This is a genomic window from Methanosarcinales archaeon, from assembly GCA_014859725.1.
Classification (GTDB): domain Archaea; phylum Halobacteriota; class Methanosarcinia; order Methanosarcinales; family Methanocomedenaceae; genus Kmv04.
On sequence record JACUTQ010000001.1, the window covers coordinates 35,821 to 55,804 of the forward strand.

Sequence of the window (19,984 nt, forward strand, 5' to 3'; positions counted from 1 at the left end):
AAATAGTAAATACTTCGATGTAAAAAAAAAACATTTCGCAACTTTTGACTGAATTTAGCATTGGTTATATATAAGTGTTGCATGTTGGTTCCCTATCCATGAAAAAACCTTTATTGTAAGTCTTATATTTCATAACCAACCTGGACAGGAGTCACTTCATGCCTATAATCACTTTATATTACAAAGATATCGAATCTCTTACAGGTATCGATCGAGAGACATTTATTAAACGTGTGCCTATGATAGGAGCCGATATCGAACGTATCGAAGATGACCATATTGACATTGAATTCTTCCCTGACAGACCTGATCTCTATAGTCCTGAGGGGGTTGCAAGAGCAATGAGAGGTTTTCTTGACATTAAAACCGGCCTTCCTCAGTTTACGGTAAAAAAGTCTGATATTACAATCACACTGGACGAAGATATAAAGAAAATCCGCCCGATTCTAGGTTGTGCCGTAGTCAGAGGACTTGAATTTGATGATTATAGTATAGAAAGTCTAATGGGTCTGCAAGAAGACCTTCATTGGGGGCTGGGGCGGGACAGGAAAAAAGTATCTATTGGTGTTCATGACATCAGTAAGGTAAAACCTCCTTTCAGGTATGTAGCTGCTGATCCTGGTTTTAGTTTTGTACCTCTGGAATTTGATGTACCTATGAGCATGGAAGAGATACTAAAAGGACATCCAAAGGGCACCAAATACGCTCACCTTATGGATGGATTCGATAAATACCCCCTGATCCTTGATGCAAACAACCAGGTCCTCTCATTCCCACCGATAATAAATGGAGAACTTACAAAGGTCAACCATGACACAAGGGATCTTTTTATTGATGTGACCGGCCTGAACAAGAGTGTCTATTCTGCACTCAATATTGTAGTGACATCACTGGCAGAACGGGGCGGTTCTATCGAGCAGGTAACAATTAATAACAGTATCGAAGGTACACAGGTAACACCTGATCTGACACCTGATACGTGGCAGCTGGATGTGGAAGATGTGGAATCCCTCATAGGTATTAAATTATCACCCCAACAGATCGTACAACAGCTCGAACGAATGAGATTTGGGGCTTCGATAGAACAAAATCACATCAAAGTCCAATCTCCTGCATACAGGGCAGACATCCTTCATACCTGGGACTTGCTGGAAGATATTGCTATTGGATATGGATATGATAATATTACTCCAAAAATCCCAAAAACCGTTACTGTAGGGCAGCAGCACCCAATTTCAACAAAAAACAGTGAGATCATCCAGATAATGATAGGGCTTGGGTTTTACCAGGTCATGCCTTTCACTTTAGTGAGTGAAAAGCTGCATTATGAAAATATGCTTCGAATCCCTGATCTAAAAGCAACTCCGATCAAACACCCAATAACCAAAGACCAGACAATGGTAAGAACCACCATCCTTCCTAACCTGATGGAAATTCTTTCCTTAAACCAGCACCGCGAACTTCCTCAGCGTATTTTTGAAGTGGGAGATGTGGTAGTTGAAGGCTCTACTTTGCAGCATTTAGCAGGAGTTAGCATCCATCCGACCGTCAATTACACAGAGATACGGGCAACTGTTGATGCAGTGATGCGTGAGCGTGGGATGGAATATTCAATTGAAAGGACAAATGACCCTGCATTTTTAGAAGGCAGGCGAGCAGCTATACTTTCTGAGGGTAAGGAGCTCGGTGTACTGGGTGAAATGCATCCTGATGTCATTTCCAATTTTGGACTTCAGCAGCCTGCTGTAGGATTTGAGATGGTGGTATGAAAGTCATTGATATTTCAATGACAATCCATCCTGAAATGAAGATTTATAATGGAGATGTTGCCCCCAAAATAACAAGACTCTCTAAGATCGAAGATGGGGATTCCTACAATGTTTCTAAAATTACACTGGGAAGTCATACAGGCACACATGTGGATTCGCCACTGCATTTTTTCTTAAATAAAACTGGAATAGATGAATTACCTTTACAGGGACTGGTAGGTCCGGCTAGAGTAATAGATATTTCCGGGCTTAAAAGACCAATCGAAGCCCATGAACTTGGAAGTCTGGAAAATGTGAAGATCATATTATTAAAAGGGAGTAAGGCACATCTTACCATTGAAGGGGCCCAAGTTCTTATAGAAAATAATGTCAGGACCATTGGCACAGAAGCATTATCAATAGCTGTGAACGAAGTGGAAAACGAAGTTCACCGAATACTATTAGGAGCAGAAATAATTATTATTGAAGGACTTGACCTGACAAATGTAAATGAAGGAGATTATTTCCTTGTATGCCTTCCTCTTAAGATAGCAGGCTGTGATGGAGCACCAGCCAGAGCTGTATTGATCTCAGATAAATAAAATAAGAAGTATCCGGTGTTTAGCCGAATACTAATACTGATCTTGTTGTTCCCAGTACCAATTTGCTGGCATCCGGGATCATATCAAGGGAGACGAAGAACAATCCATATGCACTGTCAAGATGATATTTCGCTAATTCATTACCATCAAGGTCATACATTCTTAAGTCCCGATCCTCACTGATCACAATATACCTGGAATCTTCAGATATACCCAAGACCCCAACATCGGTCAATGATTTCTGCCATTTTACGTTACCATTTTTGTCAAATAATTGGACCATATACACGAACGAGGGGATATTAGCCCTATTAACTGGTTTAGTGAGGATATAATCTCCACTTTCCGGGATCTCAATTTCGATAGTATCTACAGTTAGTTCCTTCACCCAGTTACTGTTGCCATATTGGTCATAAGAATGGAGCTTATTGTCTTCAGTAAGTGCATACATCTTTTCACCGTTCTCAGACATTTTAATATCGATAACACTTGACCCCAGGTCCTTTGAATAAAGGTTTCTCAGATCATTACTTACATAATGTATCTTTCCTTCATAGGTCCCGATAAATAGATTTTTTCCATTGGCAGTATAATCAAATATCAAATTTTTTGCAGTTGATATTCCCAGATCCCAGTCCCACAATTCAGAACCTTTCTTATCAATTATTGATACATGTGGTTTTTTCTCGCTCGACTGGATTACATTACCATTTTCCAGTATAGCTATCTGGTGGACTATTCCGGTTGCATCATATGATACAAGGCTATCTCCATTGGTATCATATAACCTGACAAAATTCTCATCAGCCACAGCTATGTATTCGCCTGAACTTGATAGTGAAATTAATTTTCCGTTTTTCCAATATAGATTAGTTAATATGTTCTTTGTGGGTGTTTTTATTATAGCTTTATGAAGAGAAATTCCTCCATAATAATCTCCATTATCTGAAATAGTCACATCAAACGCTTTAAATCCAAGTTTATTTGTCCAGGATGGAGCATTTAGCATTTGGACTGGGTCAATTGTGGCTGAAACTGTAGGAGTTTCAGTCGGTTTTGGAGGGGAAGTCCCTGAAGGAGGGGGAGTTGATACTTCATACTGCTCTGCACATCCAGAAAAGCCAATGACTAAAATCGTTAGAATTATACCATAAATAAATAATTTTTTCATGACTGCCACCTTATCAAAATACAAGAATATGTACCTCGGTAATATTATTGAACTCTTTAGTTATTATAGTTTACATAACATATAATTTATGTGTATCAATTACCAAATATTTTCAAAAAGCTTTACCGTAACCAATATATAGAACCACAAACATGTGGAAAAACCCATAAATTATGATTTATTACTGTAAAGTTTAATTACATGGTTTCAATTGAGACCGGCGGAGGAAGCGTTAGATGTTGAAAGTTAAGAACCTGGTAAAGGACTATGATGTAGATGATGCTAAGGTTAGAGTACTAAATGGTGTCAGTTTTGAGGTTAATGATGGTGATATATTAGGGATCATGGGACGAAGTGGTGGCGGAAAGACCACACTAATGAAGGTGTTAAGAGGCGTTGAGAATTTTGTTGAAGGTGAGATCGAAATTGATGGACTTACCATTACCCCGGATTCTTCATTCCAGGATATTAGAGCACTAAAAGATATAACTGCTATACATCTTCAAAGAAATTTTGGTCTCTGGACTGGTTCTGCAATTGAAAACATTATAAGACGTATATATTCTCTTAAAGTAGGGCAAGAAGCCCTTCCTCATAGGGATCACCCGGATTTTGATGTACTGTATGCCGAGAGTATGGAATATCTCAAACTAGTGGGCCTTGATCATAAGGCCGAACATTTCTCATCTGTGCTCAGTGGTGGTGAAAAACAGAGATTATTGATAGCCCGGCAGATTGCTGCCAAACCCAAGCTTTTATTACTGGACGAACCCGCAACCATGACCTGTCCCGCAACCAAACAGGAAGTGCTGGACACAATAAAAAAGGTTCATCAGGAAACCGGGATCATGACCATAGTTGTCTCACATCTCCCTGAGATACATGGTTATCTTGCAGACAAACTAATATTGCTCGAAGACGGTAAGATCGTGGCCCAGGGTGAACCAAAAACCATAATTAAAGAATTCCTTAAGGACATTCGACCCATAGTACCACTTCCTGACATAAAAGAAAAAATTCCTGTTATTAAGGTTGAAAATGTGAGTCAACGGTATTATTTGATACGCCAGGGAGAGGTACTGGATATTGAAGATATGAGCATTGAATTCAATAAAGGCGAGATCACTGCAATCATAGGACCCAGCGGCGGAGGTAAGACCACATTGCTTCATGCCATGGACGGGCTCATTTATCCTGATGAAGGTGAGATAAGCTACCTGGTTGACAATGATTGGGTAGATATCACCATCTATAATCCCAGTCGAATGGAACTTCGCAGAAGGACCAGTATCATGTACCAGGAATTTGCGCTGTACCCTAATTCACCCATCAAGCATCAACTGGCATATAAACTGGGAGTTAAGGGTATGCACGTTATAGAGAATGCCCGTAAAAAGGCAAAGGAATTGAGCATTCCTGATGAAGATCTTGATATTATTTACCGGTTGACAGATATTGGCGGAGAAAAAGCCCAGGAGCAACTGGAAGAGATGGGATATCAATTGGATATTATCAGCATCCTCTTCCCAAGTAGTACTATGGATGAGGTCAAGAAATATGCAGAACCGATCTTTGAAGCTATGTGGCTGCCCATATCTGCACTTAACGCAAAACCATACCAGTTAAGTGGTGGAGAAAATGTAAGGGCTGCACTGGCCCTGGCGACTATCACACAACCTGAATATCTATTATTGGATGAACCATTCGGAGATCTGGACCCACGTACTTTGCGAGAGGTGGCCAATTCCCTTAAAAGGTTCAATGCACAGTTCAATACTACCATTGTTTTCATTAGCCATCACATGGATTTTGTGAATGAACTGGCACATAGAGCTATCATGATCGAAAACGGTAAGATCACTATGGATGATGAACCCATGGCCGTCACTAAAAAGCTGATAGAAGTGGGTCATGCCACGTATATGAAGCATGCATTGAAGGATTATTCAATAGTAACAAACTAAATTGTGGAAAATTCAATTCTGGAAATATATTCTTGGGTCATTCTGACCCACTATTTTTTAATATCTAAATATACATTTAAGAGATAATATGGATTATCAGGATATTAATCAAACAGAATTGAATGAAAAACCCGAATATTTTCCCCCCGATAAGCCAGTTCCGAAAAATTCCCATCGGAAGGAATCGTCTGTAACACGCGGTTTCGTCTATTTATTAGCAGTCCTGGTGTTAATGATAATAATAGCAGGAAGTTTGTTAGCTATTTTTGGGGATTCAGGGGGCCTTCCCATGGATTCCAATAAGGTTTCGGTGATCTATGTCCAGGGGACGATGATCACGGGAAATATTCCTGGTGATTTAGGATATGCCTCATCCGAAGATATCAGTAAAAGCATTCAGGATGCAGCAGATAATAAGAACGTAAAGGCTATTGTCCTCAGGGTCAATAGTCCCGGCGGCTCTCCGGCAGCGGCGCAGGAGATAGTGACCGAAATAAAAAAAGCCAAAGAAAAAAAGCCTGTTGTAGTTTCCATGGGAGATGTAGCTGCCAGTGCGGCATACTATATCTCAGCTCCAACAGATCGTATTATTGCTAATCCTGATACTATGACCGGCAGCATTGGTGTTATCTGGTTATTTGAGAACCGTTCTGCTTTCTACGAGGAGGAGGGGATTGAATTCTATGTTGCCAAAAGCGGCGAATTCAAAGATATGGGTGGTGACTGGAGAGGGTTGACAGATGCAGAAAAGAATTATTCTGATCAAGTTATCCAGGAAGTATTCCAGAGATTTGTTAATGAAGTCGCACAGAGCAGGAACATGAGCCAGGAAGATGTGAAAGCACTGGCTGATGGTAGGGTATATACAGGCAGCAGAGCTGTTGAACTGGGCCTGGTGGATGAGACTGGAAACTTTTATGATGCTATTAACATTGCCGCAGAATTGGGAAATATTGAAGGTAAACCTACAGTGGTTTATGAAAATAAACCCACACTTTCAAGGCTGTTGTTTGGTAGTGAAGAAGGAATGGGTGATCAATCAAAGATGTTCTTACGTTATTTATTCGAAAGTCCTTTCGGGAAAATTATGGCTTAATCTACCATTTTTCCATTTTTTTATTTTACCGAATATGTGATCATCTTTCTATCAGGTTTCATATCGGCAGGATCATCCTCAACATCGAAATGTGGTATTCCATATTCATTGTTCATTTCTGCTACAATAGTCTCAAAATTCGATCCTGCAATTAGTTCTTTCAATAGAATGACCACTGGTCCGATTATTCTATAATTGCAGAACCATTTATGCAGAATGAGGTCTACACTTCCAACATAGTCCCGAAATACATCCCTATAATACATTTCGCTCTTGCAGCAGTCCAGATAGTACAATTGATATTGTTTTTTATTTGGATGATGAAATCCTTCCCTCATAGCATCAGTAAAGAAACTCACATCATTACTAAGACTAAGATGTTTGCCGTATCCAGCATGGGATTTGAGGTATATCAGATCTTCTTGTACCAATGCTTTATTCCAGAGCTCGATCAGGTCTTCCTGATAAATCCGGCCGTGTACTAATCGAATACGTGCTCTGATATTATTGTGCTTATAAGTAAACCCTGTTTCGAACTCTTCTAACCCGATAATATGTTTTGTCAAATCAAAACCAATATTTTTTAATTTGAGCCTGGCCTCCCGAAAGACGCTAAAGTCAAAACGTGCATCCCATGGGTCAGGGCCTATTAAAAAAGTGGCATTGAATGTGCTTTCATTGAACAACATATCATATTTGGGCTCTTTTCGGGTCATATATAAAAATATTCTTTATTTTTGATAAACATAACGTTAATGGAGTTTCAAGTATAACATTTTTTATACAAACACCCTGATTCTAATAATAAAGGGGACTGATTATGATATGGTATTTTGATGAACGACTGATCACGCTGTCTGATGTGTCATTCACGGTTCAGGTTTTAGTCTTTGTACTGCTCATCTATTCCATAACCAGGGTGAAAACAGATCTCCCAAAACACGGAAAAATAGCCACGTTTTCCTATATGGGAGCCATTATTTCGATCTCATATATGGTTTATTCGTCAATACATGGTTATATCCCCTTATATCTTCAATCCATAATGCTTGTCCATAAAATCCTGGGATCTGTCGCTGTAATTCTTGGAATATTATTTGTTTCCAACCAATGGAAATGGAAAGTAAAAAAATATATGAAGGCTGCTTTTTTAGTCTGGGTCGGGGCATTGGTTTTGGGGATGTTTGTATATGTGAAATTATATATCTGGATATAGTTCCATTACTGTTTACCTGAAAAGAATTCAACAAACCTTATACACACCAAATCCCATATACATCCATCCAACAAGGAGGGTAGAAAATAAAGGAAGAGATCTGGATCGAAAAATACCGCCCCACCACGTTAAAAGATGTTGTCGGGCAGGTTGAAGTTATCAAACGTCTTCAATCATATGTGGAATCAGGTAACCTGCCCCATCTGCTGTTCTCTGGCCCACCGGGTGTGGGAAAAACAGCTTCAGCTATTGCAGTTGCTAAGGACCTGTTCGGCGAGACCTGGACAAATAATTTCACTGAACTAAATGCCAGTGATGAAAGGGGCATTGACGTGGTACGCAACAAGATCAAAAATTTTGCCAGGACAGCTCCCCTGGGAGATGCTGATTTCAAGATCATTTTCCTTGATGAGGCTGATGCTCTGACCTCGGATGCCCAGAGCGCGCTGCGCCGTACCATGGAGAAATATACCAGTAACTGCCGTTTTATCCTGTCGTGCAATTATTCTTCAAAGATCATTGATCCTATCCAGTCCAGATGTGCAGTATACCGCTTCAGTCCCATATCCCACGAAGCTTTAAAGCAGCGCATTGCCTATATTGCACAAAACGAAGGCCTGGAGGTCACTGATGAGGGGATGGATGCAGCGATCTATGTATCCCAGGGTGATATGAGAAAGGCAATTAATGCTTTGCAGGCTGCAGGACTGCTGGAAAAGAAGATCGGTATGGAATCCATCTATCAGATAACTGCCACTGCAAGACCGGAAGAGATCGGTGAACTCATAGACCTGGCCCTGATGGGCGATTTCATAGGTGCCAGGACTAAGCTGGATAATTTGCTGATCAACCAGGGTCTCTCTGGTGAGGATGTAATTGTCCAGATACACAGGACCATGTTCGACAGGTCCATTCCTGACCTACTTAAAGTGAAATTGATGGACAGGATTGGAGAGATAGATTTCAGGCTGACCGAAGGAGCCAACGAAAGAATTCAATTAGAAGCGCTGCTAGCTTATTTTGTACTTGCCGGAAAAGGAGATGTCAGTTAGCGCTGAAATTGCTGCCCTGATCTCATGGATACCTGATTGGGCAGCCACTATTATAATTGCCATGATGCCTGTAGCAGAGCTCAGAGGTGCCATACCACTGGCCCTGGCCCCTGTTGAATTGGGGGGATACCAAATGTCAGTTCCTGAAGCATATATTCTGGCAGTGGTGGGCAATATGATACCAGTCATCCCCTTACTGTTGTTCCTTGAACCGGTGTCCAGCTTCCTGCGAAGGTGGAAGGTTGGGGATATATTTTTTACCTGGCTGTTTACAAGGACACACCGGAATCATACCGAAAGATTTGAAAAATACGGTACTCTGGCACTTACAATTTTTGTGGCAATCCCTCTTCCTGTAACCGGAGCATGGACTGGATGTGCCGCTGCATTTGTGGTCGGAATTAAGTTCAAGCATGCCCTATTAGCCATTTTCCTTGGAGTGCTGATAGCAGGCGTTATTGTAACAACTTTATCTTTGACCGGGATAGGTATTTTTAACCGGATCTAAAGGTAACAATGATAAACTCCTCATAAAACTTAATAAACCTTAATGACAAACCTGATTATTAATGGAAGCACCCTTCATCCCCGATGACCTTCAACCCATCATCGATTTCCACGGACACCTCTGCCCCGGCCTTGTGATCGGCTACAGGGCAGCAAAAGCTGGTATGAAACAGATACATGCCATGCGTTCAGAGGATGAGGAACTTGTTACGATCGTTGAGAATAATTCCTGTGCAGTAGATGCCATACAAGTTATGACTGGCTGTACCTTTGGAAAAGGTAACTTCTTTTTCAAAGATTATGGGAAGCATGTTTATACACTAGCAATACGGCCTGACGGTCGTGGGGTGCGGATTAGCTTAAAAAATGATGCTTTTCGGGAAGAAGACAGGGAGGAGAGGATAAAACATTTATTGGATCTGGATGAGCAGCAATTATTTGATATTGAGGATGTTACCATTGAATTACCTCAACAGGCTCAGATCCATAACTCAGTAGCCTGTCATAATTGTGGGGAGCCTGTGATGGAGACAAGGATCAAAGAAAAGAATAAAGAGGTCTACTGCATTCCTTGCTTCAATCAAAAGTTCCAATAGCTGCAAAAATATAAAGTGGGGAGAGGATATATAGCGGAGCTATCAAGCTACAGATCAATATTGTCGGATGAAATATTATGGTATATGACGTAATTATTATTGGAGGCGGTCCTGCAGGACTGGCGGCAGGCATATATGCAAAACGTGCATTGATGAATTCTCTTCTTATCGAGAAAGTGGGCATAGGCGGTCAGATCATAAAAACCCACATGCTTGAGAACTATCCCGGTTTTCCTGAGATCAGTGGTATGGAACTGATGCAGAAGATGGAAGAACATGTTAATAAATTCGAACTTGAGATCAAATTCACAGAGGTCCTGCAGATCAAAGACGGCGGTTCTGTTAAGACAGTGGTCACCTCAGACGGGGAGATAAAAACAAAAACAGTAATTATCGCCACAGGTACCCACCCAAAGAGTCTGGGTATCCCGGGTGAGCAGGAATTTATGGGCAAAGGCGTCTCTACTTGTGCGACATGTGACGGTTTCTTCTTTACTGGTAAGGATGTGGCACTTGTGGGTGGAGGTGACAGCGCCATTGTGGAAGCATTGTTTTTGACAAAAATGGTGAACAAGGTATATGTGTTACATCGCAGGGAGGAACTGAGGGCAGAGAAAATAAACCAGGAGAAGGCCTTTAAAAACCCGAAGATTGAATTTATCTGGAATTCCAATTTGATCGCTATTAAGGGTAATGACACTGTTGAGAAAGCTGTGGTCAAGAACAAACTTACTGAAGAGATCACAGAGCTATCAGTGGGCGGGGTGTTCATGTATGTGGGTATTATTCCAAATACTGATTTTGTGGATGCTGACAAAGATGAAACTGGTTTTATCATCACAAAACCTGATCTTTCCACTTCTCTCCCGGGCGTGTTTTGTGCAGGTGATTGCCGCACTACACTGATTCGCCAGGTAGCTACTGCAGTAGGGGACGGGGCACTGGCTGCGGTATCGGCAGAAAAATACCTTGCAGAGCAGGAATAACCGTGACTGAAAAAGAGCGGATGCTGAAGATCGTTGAATTATTGAAAACAGAATATCCCTTATCCAGGACCGCTCTTACCTATTCCACGCCACATCAATTGCTGGTGGCTACCATCCTGTCTGCCCAGAGTACTGATGTGAGGGTGAATATCATCACCAAAACACTTTTTGAGAAATACAAAAATGTGGAGGATTTTGCCAGGGCTGATCTGGCACAACTCGAGCAGGATATCAAATCCTCGGGTTTTTTCAGGCAGAAAGCAAAGAACATTAAGAACAGCAGTATTGAGATCATTGAGACGTTCGGGGGCGAAGTACCAAGGACCATGGAAGAACTGATTACTCTTCCCGGCGTAGCCCGCAAGACTGCCAATGTTGTGTTGTCCAGTGCCTACGGCATCACGGAAGGCATTGCTGTGGACACTCATGTGAAGAGGTTGTCGTATCGGCTGGGATTGACTGATAATACTGATCCCAATAAGATCGAGCAGGACCTGATGAAACTGGCCCCCAGAAAGGAGTGGAGTGATTTTTCATATCGCCTGATACTTCACGGACGGGCCGTGTGTTCGGCACGTAAACCTAAACATGAAGAGTGCATGCTGGAACATTTGTGCCCTAAAAAGGGAGTTAATAATATTGGTAATGTATAAGTTCAAATAATAATAAATTACAATTTCATTATGAATAGTGGTACTACCAGAAAAAATCTTAACGAAGGATTAAGTGTTGGAATAGTATTAAAGCAGGATCAAAAGACTGGTAAAATAACTCAGGGTATTGTAGATAAAATATTAACTAAATCTTCATATCATCCACATGGAATAAAGGTTAAACTAAAAGAGGGACAAGTTGGAAGAGTAAAGGAAATTTATTCAAAAGTTTGAAAATAAAAACGATTGATGATGTATTTTAATAATCTTGACTGTGGACCCCACAAAAAGCAGCTTTTTTAATAACAGGAAAAAGGTAATGAAATATTTACATATTATCCTTATTTTGGCAATATTTTTTGTTTTCGGCTGTATTGAGAGTTCTACATACAAGGATGTCTCGCTTTTGGATCTGATATCAAATCCAGATGAATTTCAACAAAAACAAGTCTGTATAAGTGGGGTAATTGAAAACAATAGTATTTCAGGAATTCAGATATGCCTGTCAGAAAATTATAGTGGCACCTGCCAAAAAAATGGAGTGTTAGCAAACATATGCGGAGTTTATCAAAACAGCAGTATAGAGGCAGACTCTATTGATCCAATTTTAATAATTACAACTTCCCGGGACGTGTACTATTCAAACGAAACCATGGAAGTACGTGTAGAATATTCATCCCTGAAAGATACGGATGCATTAATCAAGGTATCTGCAATTGAGAATGCATTTGGTCAGCCATTTATTGGTGAAACAAAGAAAACAAAGATCTACAAAGGAATAAACGTATTTGATTTTGAGTTTAACACGCCATCCTGTGGGGAGTGTTCAGCTCTTGATCCAGGAGAGTATTTCCTCAATGCCACAATAAACATTGAAAGTAATTCTTTTGAGACTTATAAGAAGATTATTCTTGAAAGTGAAGGTAATGTTACTGAGAATAAGGTCACAGATAATGATATCCTGATCAATGATTCTTCTATTACCAACACCACCTTGGCAAATGCATTTTTGGTTGAATATTTCTATGACCCTGCCTGTCAGAAATGTGCTAAGGTATATCCTGTAATTGATAAAATCATCAGATCTCACGGTGATGGGGTCTCATTCTCAAAATACAATGTCAAAACCGATGAAGGACTTGAACTGGCACGAAAATACAAGATCCCGGGCATCCCCTCTATTGTGATTAATGAAAAGAAGCTAATTGCTTATGACGATTATGACGGAGATGTAGCTGAACTTGAAACGCTGCTAAATGAAGCAATAGCCAATCCAGATCAAGAAAATGGTGAAGTGCACGATAGGATCATACTATCTATTCCATCTGTTTTTGTAGTGGGATTTTTGGCAGGATTTAATCCTTGTCTTCTTGCAATACTGGCATTTATCGCATCCGTTACCCTGGCAACAACAGGTAAAAGGCGGAATGTAATGCTAATTGTGTTAATGTTCAGTCTGGGTATATTTGTAACCTACCTCATTGTCGGCATCGGATTGTTACAAATAATTGACCAGTCCGCAGCCCTGCAGAGCACTATTACCAATATTATCATCATCCTGATCACCCTGTTAGGGCTGTGGCATATTTATGATGCTTATCATATCAAGAAAAATACTGAATCTTCATTCTACACTCCAAAGTCATTCATCCGCTTGACTGAAAATATAACAAAGAATATGAGTTTGCCAGCAGCCTTCTTTATGGGAGCATTGTTCTCTCTTATCAAGGCACCATGTGTAGGTGCAGTATATTTTGTAATACTTGATATGGTCCGCAGCGGAGATAGTGCAGGAATATTATATCTGGCATCCTATAATCTGGGAGTTGTACTGCCTGTCCTTATTATAGGCGCAGCCATTGCTTTCGGGCTGAATCCGGAAAAAGTAGAAGAGTTCAGGAAAAATAGAAGATCTGCAATGCGTCTATTTACTGGAATTACGTTAATAGTTATTGCAGTTCTCATGTATATGGAAATTATCTAGCTCAAAAGCGAGCCGATAATCGTATCCATATTATCTACCATCTGATCGATTCCACTGCCGGTCATAGTGGGAGTGACCTTCAGGTTCCCGTTAATGATTATAGTTGGTGTCTCTGAAACCAGGGGCTGGGCAAGATTGATATATTCCTGGGCTTCATCCTTTGCTTCTCCATTTTCTAATGCTGTGGCAAAATCATCTCCCAGGCCAATGCTACTGGCAATATCTTCAAGCACGGCCACATCTGAGAGATCTTTCCTCTCTATGAACATGGCATCGAACATGGCGCTTTTCATCTCATCACCCTTGCCCATTCTTTCTGCGACAATATAAGCTTCATTACTCTTTCTGAATTGCTGGTCTTCTGAATTAGTTACCCACAGCATGGGCCTGTAGGTGATCTCAAGCTGATCGCCGTATTTTTCCTCAAGTTCAGGCATTTGTTGATTCAAACCATAACAATGATCACAATTAAACTTGAAATATTCTATGATTTTTACCTTTCCATGTTCATAAGTGCTGGGTTCATTGATTTTCAAATATTTTCCAGATGTGGGACGTTTTTCTTCCGGTACGTCTGGAGAGGTGCCCGAAAATGACCATATAAAGGCAATAATTATGACAGCGATTACTGCTATTGCTGCATATAATAGGTTTTTATTTGGTTTTTTCTCAAGTTCAACATTTCTCTTTCGCTTCTTTTTTGCCATATTTATTGTAAATTGCACTTTAGTATTATAATTGTTATGTTTTGGTTTTTTAGAATATGTGATCTATTTTCCACCATACTGTCTTACATGTTCCCACGATTTTTGGTATTCAGGATTTTTTTTAGGATCCGTATATATTGAAGTGTCCTGCCTCTCATAATGTGCCCTGTCATCCCCGACCGGACATACTTTTATGCAAACCCCGCATGGTGAGATGTACCGGTTGCGCAGCTGTTCGCTGTATCTGGCACAGTGCTTTTTATTGATTATTCCTTCTGGATAATCCTGTTCATCAATAGCACCTACCGGGCAGCACTTGACGCAATCCATACACCTGATACACAGGTCTTTTCCCATGAGGGGATCGGGAGGCAGATCAGCAGATGTGAAAATGGATGTGAACCTTACCCTGGGGCCGTATGCTTTGGTGAGCAGCGTGTTATTCACACCGAAATTTCCAAGACCTGCCAGATAAGCAGCATGCCTGTGGGAAAAGAATGCAACTGGATTTTCTATTAAAATGCTGATATCACCATATCCGTCCCTGGGAACGAATATTGAGGGATATCCTTTATTGTTCAGAAAATTGGACAGCCGGTATCCATACTGGTCAAGCATGGTATTGATAGTCCGGTACAATTCATGGTAATAAATGGAAGGAGTGGTCTCTATAACAGGAAGGCTAACAGGTAGACCGATCACAATAACAGAAACAGCCTCCTTAAAAATCGACTGTGGATGAAATTCCTCAGGGATCCAGGGATAAAACAATGGTTTTTTCCAGCGATCTGTGGATGCAACACCCACTAGGGGGATATCCAGGTGAGCGCATTTCTCACAGATCTCAGCTTTAAGAATGCTGTTCATTATCATAATATTTATTTATTGGAATAATTTTCAGAGGAAATAAAGGCTGAAAATAGAGAAAATAAGGTGATACCCTGACCACTCTAGTTTCACAATTTTTATTCTTTCAGTGTAGTTAGCCTATTCCTCAACTTCGATTATTTCTGCTATTGGAGCATTTTTCTTCACTGATTCGATCCCGGTCATGCAACCCGCTTTACTCTTATACGCTTGACTTTGTGCAATTATCTGCCCATTTGGCGATTTAAGCCTGAATCGGAATTCACCACTTCTATCTGTAAACACTTCAAATTTTGGCATATATTTTCACTCCTTTGATTGAATTTTGACAGGGCAAAGAGTATTCAGGTTTAGCTCAACAGTTTTTTTGTTTACACCAACACTAATTTTCTGAACCCCTGTAATTTTATATGTGGCTATTATTTAATAAATTTTCTTCTAAAAGAGTAGATTAACAAATATTTTTGAGGGAAAAAAAGAAGAATATTTCATTCTACTCTTCAACAACACTGACCTTGTTCATCACGTCATTCGGCTTGATCTTGTTCACCACATCCATCCCTTCGATCACCTGACCGAACACGGTGTGTATGCCGTCAAGATGGGGCTGGGGCGAGTGAGTGATAAAGAACTGGCTGCCACCTGTGTTCTTTCCCGCATGGGCCATAGAAAGGGTACCGGTCTGGTGTTTACGGGGATTGATCTCGCACTTTATAGTATAGCCGGGTCCGCCTGTGCCGTTGCCTTTGGGACAGCCGCCCTGGATCACGAAGTTGGGGAGGACCCTGTGGAAGGTGAGCCCGTTGTAGAATCCTTTATTTATTAGCTTCACAAAGTTTGCCACCGTGTTGGGTGCGTCTTTATCGAACAGTTCCACGGTGATGTTGCCTTTATCGGTTTCTATTATTGCTTTTTTCATGGTTTTGACCTCGTTGGGAATGTAATGGCTGGCTTTTATTAATAATTTATGCGTTGAACACCGATTTTCGTCAAGTGTTTATGTCTCATAATTGAACCCTGGTCAGGATATCCACTTCTCCATTACATCTGCAGTTGATGAAATCGGAAAAGATAGTCTTTGGAGTACAATCCTCAAATTTCTTCAAATCCTTAGCAAGCAATCTGTAGAGCGTATCAGCCACAATGGTCAGAACAACATCAAAATCTATCCGTTCAGAGAATTTATTTTCAATGAGCCAAAGATTTGCATAACGCCACATAGCGTACTTATAGGTGTTTTGAAGAGGAGGTCATATGGCCTAAGTAAATTCAACAAGTTCAAGATGTATGAGAGCGAAATCACTTAGCTACGGACCAACCTCAAGGTTCGCCAGGTGATCTTCAAAGATCATGGTCGGCAAGTACCTACGTTTTTGATCATGAATAATTACAAGGTCGAGCTGGAGACTCTGGCTTATCTCACCGAGGGCATTAAAGTCTGTAAAAGAATTGATGAGCAAAGCTCAAAAAGATGTTAAAGCACCTCAATATCTCCAGAAATATAACAAGAATCCCATATTCGTCAAACCGGTTACCCTTAATCTGAGCAATTCAAAGGTTGAAGGCTATTGTTATTATTACCAAAAGAGAGAACAGGATGAAAGAAATTCATTCTATACTAGACTCTATAATATTAGAGAATATGTCCAGGAAAAAGCAATCCCAAAGTGGAAGAAGGCTGAATTTGTATTTAAAGAAAGGACAAAAGAGATGGCCAATTACTTTAAATGGAAAGTGATAGATGACCATTTTGAAGTTACGGTGAAAAAGAACGCAGTCACTCAGCGCCTCAACCGTATGGGAACTTTTTTAATATTCTACTCTGGTGAGTTTGACTGGATGACATGTCTTTCGACATATCGTGAAAGAGATGCTTTGGAAAATGGGTTCGATGTCCTCAAAAATGATCTTAAGGCCTTACCACTCAATGCTAAAAAGGAAAGTGCGATCAGAGGATTGCTTTTTGTAAATTATTTAAGTCTAATTATAAGGATGAGATTGATAAACCAGATGAGAGAGACTGGATTATTGAAGAATTATACAGTTGAGAAATTACTTCTTGAACTTGAGAAAATCAAAAAGATACAGTTGGCAAATGGAGATATTATGGTTACAGAAACCATAAAAAAGCAAAATGACATTCTAGAGAAACTTGATTTATGCGCTTAATAATGTGGAAGTTAGGCTTCTCAGATACAAAGATTGTGAGGCACACACGTCTCAAATTGGATACAAATACAGAAGCAAATGCCATTTTTAGGCCATTTTGTGTGAAATTAGTGAGGTAAAACGACAAGCTCCCCATTACCAATAACTAACTCCATAATTTAATACTGCAATAATATTCATTTTCTTTTAATAATTCGGCAGAATTTAGCAAACTTAATATATCCTGTCCTGTTTTACTACCTGCATATTTTATGGAGGGTATTTTTTGGCATCAGCAAGAAAGAAAAATTTAACTGGAAGTTTCTTTACAAAATATCTGAAAAAAAGAGAGGTAAAAAGAATTTGTTCATATAAAACCCGCCTAATGGATTCACAAAAATCCATAGTTATCGATTGTGGAAACTGTGATATTGGTAATTCAGGTCTTGACAATCCTTTTTGTCGGGAAAATATTTTCCAGATCCTGATCAGGGAACCTGTAGTAGACAGACTTGTCCTGTCACACCTGTATGAACGTGATTATGAAGCAGACAGTCTTGAAATGTTATATATGCTCTCCGGGTTCATCGACAATCTGGAGGTTTATAGATATGCTGAAGTCCCTTCAGAGTGTGGTAAATGTCTTGAAGAGCGTCAGGAATTTGTTAGCAAAGTCCTGGAAACCATGTCTAAAGACCCCATTCTTGCATACCAAATGCTGTCTGATCATGATCAAAATGTCGATCAATGCGTGAATGAAAGTGAAAATCGATGCAAGAGAGATTTTGATAAACTTATCTCCAGGATGGAGAACTCTACCCAGGGACTTGTCATTGGCTTGAGCCTGAATAAACCCTCCAGTTACTATTATGAAAGGTTGATCAGGCCATATACCAGACCCAGGTTCTCTACGTCGCGTATTTATGCCGAACCACCAGATAATGCTGTCTTTTTGGAAGGGTATGATGTGTCCAGGAGCGGGGGCAGAGTTATGGAAGTTTCCATATACAGCCTTTTTGACAGGCCTGAGAGCCAATACTTCATCATCCCACCCGAATATAACCTGCGTCCTGATGAATTGAAACTGCTGGAGTCTGTACGTTCGCATCTGATGCGCCACCGCCCAAATGATCTGAATTTTGCGGATCCCGCAAACAGCAGGGAATATTTCAGGCGACGCAGCCAGCAATTGCTGTCTGAACAAGCCAGTAACCTGGGATTCAAGCTCAAACCTGACCAGATAAAAATATTCTCAGATATCCTGGCAAAATATACTACAGGACTGGGTATACTGGAAGATGTGCTGTCTGATAGCAGAGTTACAGATGTGTATGTCAATGCTCCAGTAGAAATGAACCCTGTACACGTGGTAATCGAGGGTGAAGAATGCTCATCAAATATCTTCCTGTCGCAGGAAGATGTTGATACCATGATATCCCGGTTCAGGGCACTGAGCGGCCGCCCTTTCGGGGAGGCGAACCCGATCCTGGATATGGACCTGGCAGAATATAAATCACGGGTATCATGTATCGGTAATCCGTTAAGTGCGGGAGGACTGGCCTATGCTTTCAGGAAACATGCCCGTACACCCTGGACTCTCCCCAAGCTAATTAATAAAGGAGCTATGACACCCCTTGCTGCCGGATTATTAAGTTTGTTAGTGGACGGGAATTCATCTATTTTGATAGCAGGAGCTGTGGGGGCCGGTAAGACATCCCTGCTCTCTGCATTGATGTTAGAGATCCCGCAAAAATACCGTATCCTGACTATTGAAGATACTCCTGAGCTGCCTTTGCAGGATATTCAGCGCCTCGGCTGGAAGGTGCAGGGTATGAACACCCGTTCGGCAGTAGGTGGTTCCGAATCAGAGATCGCACCTGATACAGCTCTTAGGGCAGCACTGCGAATGGGCAATTCCACTTTGATCATTGGAGAGGTCAGGGGGCTTGAAACTAAGATACTGTACGAGGCCATGCAGGTGGGTACTGCCGGTAATTCTGTGCTGGGAACTATTCACGGTGCATCCACCCAGGCCGTATATGAACGGATCGTTGGGGCCCTGGAAGTGCCTGAACAATCGTTCAAGGCAACTGATGCTGTGGTAGTTTGTTCAAATATCCGCATTAGCGGTAGTATGCGCAAAAAGAAACGACTTGTCCAGGTCTCAGAGGTCACGGCAGCCAATTGGGATGGGTCCGGGACGTTCTTTAATGATCTGATGATGTTCAATGCGGTTGCCGATAGTATCGAACCTACAGACTTGCTTGATATGGGACAGTCAGAACTGATTGGAAAGATCGCCAAAAAATGGGGAGTAAGCGTGGATGAAGTACTGCTTAATATCAAGATTCGATCACAGATAAAAGGGCTTATTGCAGAGGCTGGGAGGACCAGGCCCGAACTGCTCGAAGCTGATAAAGTAGGGCAGGCCAATAATATGTTCTGGTTGTTAATGAATGAAATGCATGACGGGCAGAGGGAAATAGATCTGAACCAGGTTTATACGAAATGGGTTAAATGGTTCGAAAATAGAAACAACCTGAAAACACCAGGTTTTTCATAAAAAAGGATCTATTATCTCAAGTTGATATTGAATGCGAAATCTTTTCGGGACTACACATTGAATGTTATATCAGTACTTCCGATTATATGTAGTTCCGAATGAAAATAATTTCCATAACATTTTC

Annotated in this window: 21 protein-coding genes; 14 read left to right on the forward strand and 7 right to left on the reverse strand. The window is 40.8% G+C overall.

The window, feature by feature from the left end; genetic code table 11:
• Nucleotides 1–158: 158 nt before the first annotated feature.
• Both IBX40_00170 and IBX40_00175 read left to right on the forward strand, forming a co-directional pair.
• A complete protein-coding gene (locus IBX40_00170) occupies nucleotides 159–1,769 on the forward strand; it encodes a phenylalanine--tRNA ligase subunit beta (GenBank protein MBE0522745.1) in 1,611 nt (536 codons plus the stop codon).
• Nucleotides 1,766–2,350: a cyclase family protein gene (locus IBX40_00175; GenBank protein MBE0522746.1), complete on the forward strand. Its 585-nt coding sequence runs from the start codon at nucleotides 1,766–1,768 to the stop codon at nucleotides 2,348–2,350. Before IBX40_00170 ends, IBX40_00175 begins: the two co-directional genes overlap by 4 nt.
• Before the next feature lie 19 nt (nucleotides 2,351–2,369).
• Here the strand turns inward: IBX40_00175 and IBX40_00180 are convergent, their stop codons facing one another.
• Entirely contained in the window at nucleotides 2,370–3,521 is a 1,152-nt protein-coding gene (locus IBX40_00180; GenBank protein MBE0522747.1) for a hypothetical protein, read from the reverse strand.
• A 236-nt stretch (nucleotides 3,522–3,757) separates the two neighbouring features.
• Between IBX40_00180 and IBX40_00185 the strand changes: the two genes are divergently transcribed.
• Together IBX40_00185 and sppA are read left to right on the forward strand one after the other, a co-directional pair.
• Nucleotides 3,758–5,485, forward strand: a complete 1,728-nt coding sequence (locus IBX40_00185; protein MBE0522748.1) for an ABC transporter ATP-binding protein — start codon at nucleotides 3,758–3,760, stop codon at nucleotides 5,483–5,485.
• An 88-nt stretch (nucleotides 5,486–5,573) separates the two neighbouring features.
• Complete coding sequence (gene sppA / locus IBX40_00190; protein MBE0522749.1) at nucleotides 5,574–6,581, forward strand: signal peptide peptidase SppA; 1,008 nt, start codon at nucleotides 5,574–5,576, stop codon at nucleotides 6,579–6,581.
• A gap of 20 nt (nucleotides 6,582–6,601) precedes the next feature.
• On the opposite strand, the gene IBX40_00195 is transcribed toward sppA, so the two are convergent.
• Complete coding sequence (locus IBX40_00195) at nucleotides 6,602–7,297, reverse strand: hypothetical protein (GenBank protein ID MBE0522750.1); 696 nt, start codon at nucleotides 7,295–7,297, stop codon at nucleotides 6,602–6,604.
• A gap of 104 nt (nucleotides 7,298–7,401) precedes the next feature.
• Here IBX40_00195 and IBX40_00200 point away from each other — a divergent pair, with 104 nt between their 5' ends.
• The 8 genes from IBX40_00200 to IBX40_00235 all read left to right on the forward strand — a co-directional run bounded on the left by IBX40_00200 (nucleotide 7,402) and on the right by IBX40_00235 (nucleotide 13,575).
• Entirely contained in the window at nucleotides 7,402–7,797 is a 396-nt protein-coding gene (locus tag IBX40_00200; GenBank protein ID MBE0522751.1) for a hypothetical protein, read from the forward strand.
• Nucleotides 7,798–7,883: 86 nt separating this feature from the next.
• Nucleotides 7,884–8,849 (forward strand): replication factor C small subunit, encoded by a 966-nt coding sequence (locus IBX40_00205; GenBank protein MBE0522752.1) that lies wholly within the window; start codon nucleotides 7,884–7,886, stop codon nucleotides 8,847–8,849.
• Complete coding sequence (locus IBX40_00210; protein MBE0522753.1) at nucleotides 8,839–9,357, forward strand: small multi-drug export protein; 519 nt, start codon at nucleotides 8,839–8,841, stop codon at nucleotides 9,355–9,357. Before IBX40_00205 ends, IBX40_00210 begins: the two co-directional genes overlap by 11 nt.
• Nucleotides 9,358–9,418: 61 nt before the next feature.
• Nucleotides 9,419–9,952 carry a TraR/DksA C4-type zinc finger protein gene (locus IBX40_00215; GenBank protein MBE0522754.1) on the forward strand — a complete coding sequence of 178 codons (534 nt, stop codon included), beginning with the start codon at nucleotides 9,419–9,421 and terminating at the stop codon, nucleotides 9,950–9,952.
• A gap of 77 nt (nucleotides 9,953–10,029) precedes the next feature.
• The gene (gene trxB / locus IBX40_00220) at nucleotides 10,030–10,938 is read left to right on the forward strand and encodes a thioredoxin-disulfide reductase (protein MBE0522755.1); all 909 of its coding nucleotides are present in this window, start codon (nucleotides 10,030–10,032) and stop codon (nucleotides 10,936–10,938) included.
• Nucleotides 10,939–10,958: 20 nt separating this feature from the next.
• The gene (gene nth / locus IBX40_00225) at nucleotides 10,959–11,591 is read left to right on the forward strand and encodes an endonuclease III (GenBank protein MBE0522756.1); all 633 of its coding nucleotides are present in this window, start codon (nucleotides 10,959–10,961) and stop codon (nucleotides 11,589–11,591) included.
• Nucleotides 11,592–11,621: 30 nt separating this feature from the next.
• Nucleotides 11,622–11,825 (forward strand): YwbE family protein, encoded by a 204-nt coding sequence (locus IBX40_00230; protein ID MBE0522757.1) that lies wholly within the window; start codon nucleotides 11,622–11,624, stop codon nucleotides 11,823–11,825.
• Between the two features lie 112 nt (nucleotides 11,826–11,937).
• Nucleotides 11,938–13,575 carry a cytochrome c biogenesis protein gene (locus tag IBX40_00235; GenBank protein MBE0522758.1) on the forward strand — a complete coding sequence of 546 codons (1,638 nt, stop codon included), beginning with the start codon at nucleotides 11,938–11,940 and terminating at the stop codon, nucleotides 13,573–13,575.
• On the opposite strand, the gene IBX40_00240 is transcribed toward IBX40_00235, so the two are convergent.
• From IBX40_00240 to IBX40_00260, 5 genes are all read right to left on the reverse strand, one after another.
• Nucleotides 13,572–14,282, reverse strand: coding sequence for a DsbA family protein (locus IBX40_00240; protein ID MBE0522759.1), 711 nt, complete (start codon nucleotides 14,280–14,282; stop codon nucleotides 13,572–13,574). The two genes, IBX40_00235 and IBX40_00240, sit on opposite strands and share 4 nt — an antisense overlap.
• A 63-nt stretch (nucleotides 14,283–14,345) precedes the next feature.
• Entirely contained in the window at nucleotides 14,346–15,149 is an 804-nt protein-coding gene (locus IBX40_00245; GenBank protein ID MBE0522760.1) for an epoxyqueuosine reductase, read from the reverse strand.
• Nucleotides 15,150–15,269: 120 nt separating this feature from the next.
• On the reverse strand, nucleotides 15,270–15,449 hold the full coding sequence (locus IBX40_00250) for a YegP family protein (protein MBE0522761.1): 180 nt from the start codon (nucleotides 15,447–15,449) through the stop codon (nucleotides 15,270–15,272).
• Between the two features lie 193 nt (nucleotides 15,450–15,642).
• A complete protein-coding gene (locus IBX40_00255; GenBank protein ID MBE0522762.1) occupies nucleotides 15,643–16,068 on the reverse strand; it encodes a peptidylprolyl isomerase in 426 nt (141 codons plus the stop codon).
• 85 nt (nucleotides 16,069–16,153) lie between these two features.
• Complete coding sequence (locus IBX40_00260; GenBank protein ID MBE0522763.1) at nucleotides 16,154–16,369, reverse strand: hypothetical protein; 216 nt, start codon at nucleotides 16,367–16,369, stop codon at nucleotides 16,154–16,156.
• Nucleotides 16,370–16,601: 232 nt separating this feature from the next.
• On the opposite strand from IBX40_00260, the gene IBX40_00265 reads away from it, so the two are divergent.
• Both IBX40_00265 and IBX40_00270 read left to right on the forward strand, forming a co-directional pair.
• On the forward strand, nucleotides 16,602–17,318 hold the full coding sequence (locus IBX40_00265; protein MBE0522764.1) for an IS1634 family transposase: 717 nt from the start codon (nucleotides 16,602–16,604) through the stop codon (nucleotides 17,316–17,318).
• A gap of 364 nt (nucleotides 17,319–17,682) precedes the next feature.
• Nucleotides 17,683–19,860, forward strand: a complete 2,178-nt coding sequence (locus IBX40_00270; protein ID MBE0522765.1) for a type II/IV secretion system ATPase subunit — start codon at nucleotides 17,683–17,685, stop codon at nucleotides 19,858–19,860.
• Nucleotides 19,861–19,984: the final 124 nt, after the last annotated feature.

What these genes read in the sequence shown, in the direction of transcription:
- IBX40_00255 (MBE0522762.1), bottom strand. Translation starts at nt 16,068, where the DNA reads ATGAAAAAAGCAATAATAGAAACCGATAAAGGCAACATCACCGTGGAA.
- IBX40_00260 (MBE0522763.1), bottom strand. Translation starts at nt 16,369, where the DNA reads ATGTGGCGTTATGCAAATCTTTGGCTCATTGAAAATAAATTCTCTGAA.
- nth (MBE0522756.1), top strand. Translation starts at nt 10,959, where the DNA reads ATGCTGAAGATCGTTGAATTATTGAAAACAGAATATCCCTTATCCAGG.
- IBX40_00210 (MBE0522753.1), top strand. Translation starts at nt 8,839, where the DNA reads ATGTCAGTTAGCGCTGAAATTGCTGCCCTGATCTCATGGATACCTGAT.
- IBX40_00175 (MBE0522746.1), top strand. Translation starts at nt 1,766, where the DNA reads ATGAAAGTCATTGATATTTCAATGACAATCCATCCTGAAATGAAGATT.
- IBX40_00245 (MBE0522760.1), bottom strand. Translation starts at nt 15,149, where the DNA reads ATGAACAGCATTCTTAAAGCTGAGATCTGTGAGAAATGCGCTCACCTG.
- IBX40_00250 (MBE0522761.1), bottom strand. Translation starts at nt 15,449, where the DNA reads ATGCCAAAATTTGAAGTGTTTACAGATAGAAGTGGTGAATTCCGATTC.
- IBX40_00185 (MBE0522748.1), top strand. Translation starts at nt 3,758, where the DNA reads ATGTTGAAAGTTAAGAACCTGGTAAAGGACTATGATGTAGATGATGCT.
- IBX40_00265 (MBE0522764.1), top strand. Translation starts at nt 16,602, where the DNA reads ATGAGCAAAGCTCAAAAAGATGTTAAAGCACCTCAATATCTCCAGAAA.
- IBX40_00170 (MBE0522745.1), top strand. Translation starts at nt 159, where the DNA reads ATGCCTATAATCACTTTATATTACAAAGATATCGAATCTCTTACAGGT.
- IBX40_00195 (MBE0522750.1), bottom strand. Translation starts at nt 7,297, where the DNA reads ATGACCCGAAAAGAGCCCAAATATGATATGTTGTTCAATGAAAGCACA.
- IBX40_00180 (MBE0522747.1), bottom strand. Translation starts at nt 3,521, where the DNA reads ATGAAAAAATTATTTATTTATGGTATAATTCTAACGATTTTAGTCATT.
- IBX40_00215 (MBE0522754.1), top strand. Translation starts at nt 9,419, where the DNA reads ATGGAAGCACCCTTCATCCCCGATGACCTTCAACCCATCATCGATTTC.
- IBX40_00270 (MBE0522765.1), top strand. Translation starts at nt 17,683, where the DNA reads ATGGATTCACAAAAATCCATAGTTATCGATTGTGGAAACTGTGATATT.
- IBX40_00200 (MBE0522751.1), top strand. Translation starts at nt 7,402, where the DNA reads ATGATATGGTATTTTGATGAACGACTGATCACGCTGTCTGATGTGTCA.
- sppA (MBE0522749.1), top strand. Translation starts at nt 5,574, where the DNA reads ATGGATTATCAGGATATTAATCAAACAGAATTGAATGAAAAACCCGAA.
- IBX40_00230 (MBE0522757.1), top strand. Translation starts at nt 11,622, where the DNA reads ATGAATAGTGGTACTACCAGAAAAAATCTTAACGAAGGATTAAGTGTT.
- IBX40_00240 (MBE0522759.1), bottom strand. Translation starts at nt 14,282, where the DNA reads ATGGCAAAAAAGAAGCGAAAGAGAAATGTTGAACTTGAGAAAAAACCA.
- trxB (MBE0522755.1), top strand. Translation starts at nt 10,030, where the DNA reads ATGGTATATGACGTAATTATTATTGGAGGCGGTCCTGCAGGACTGGCG.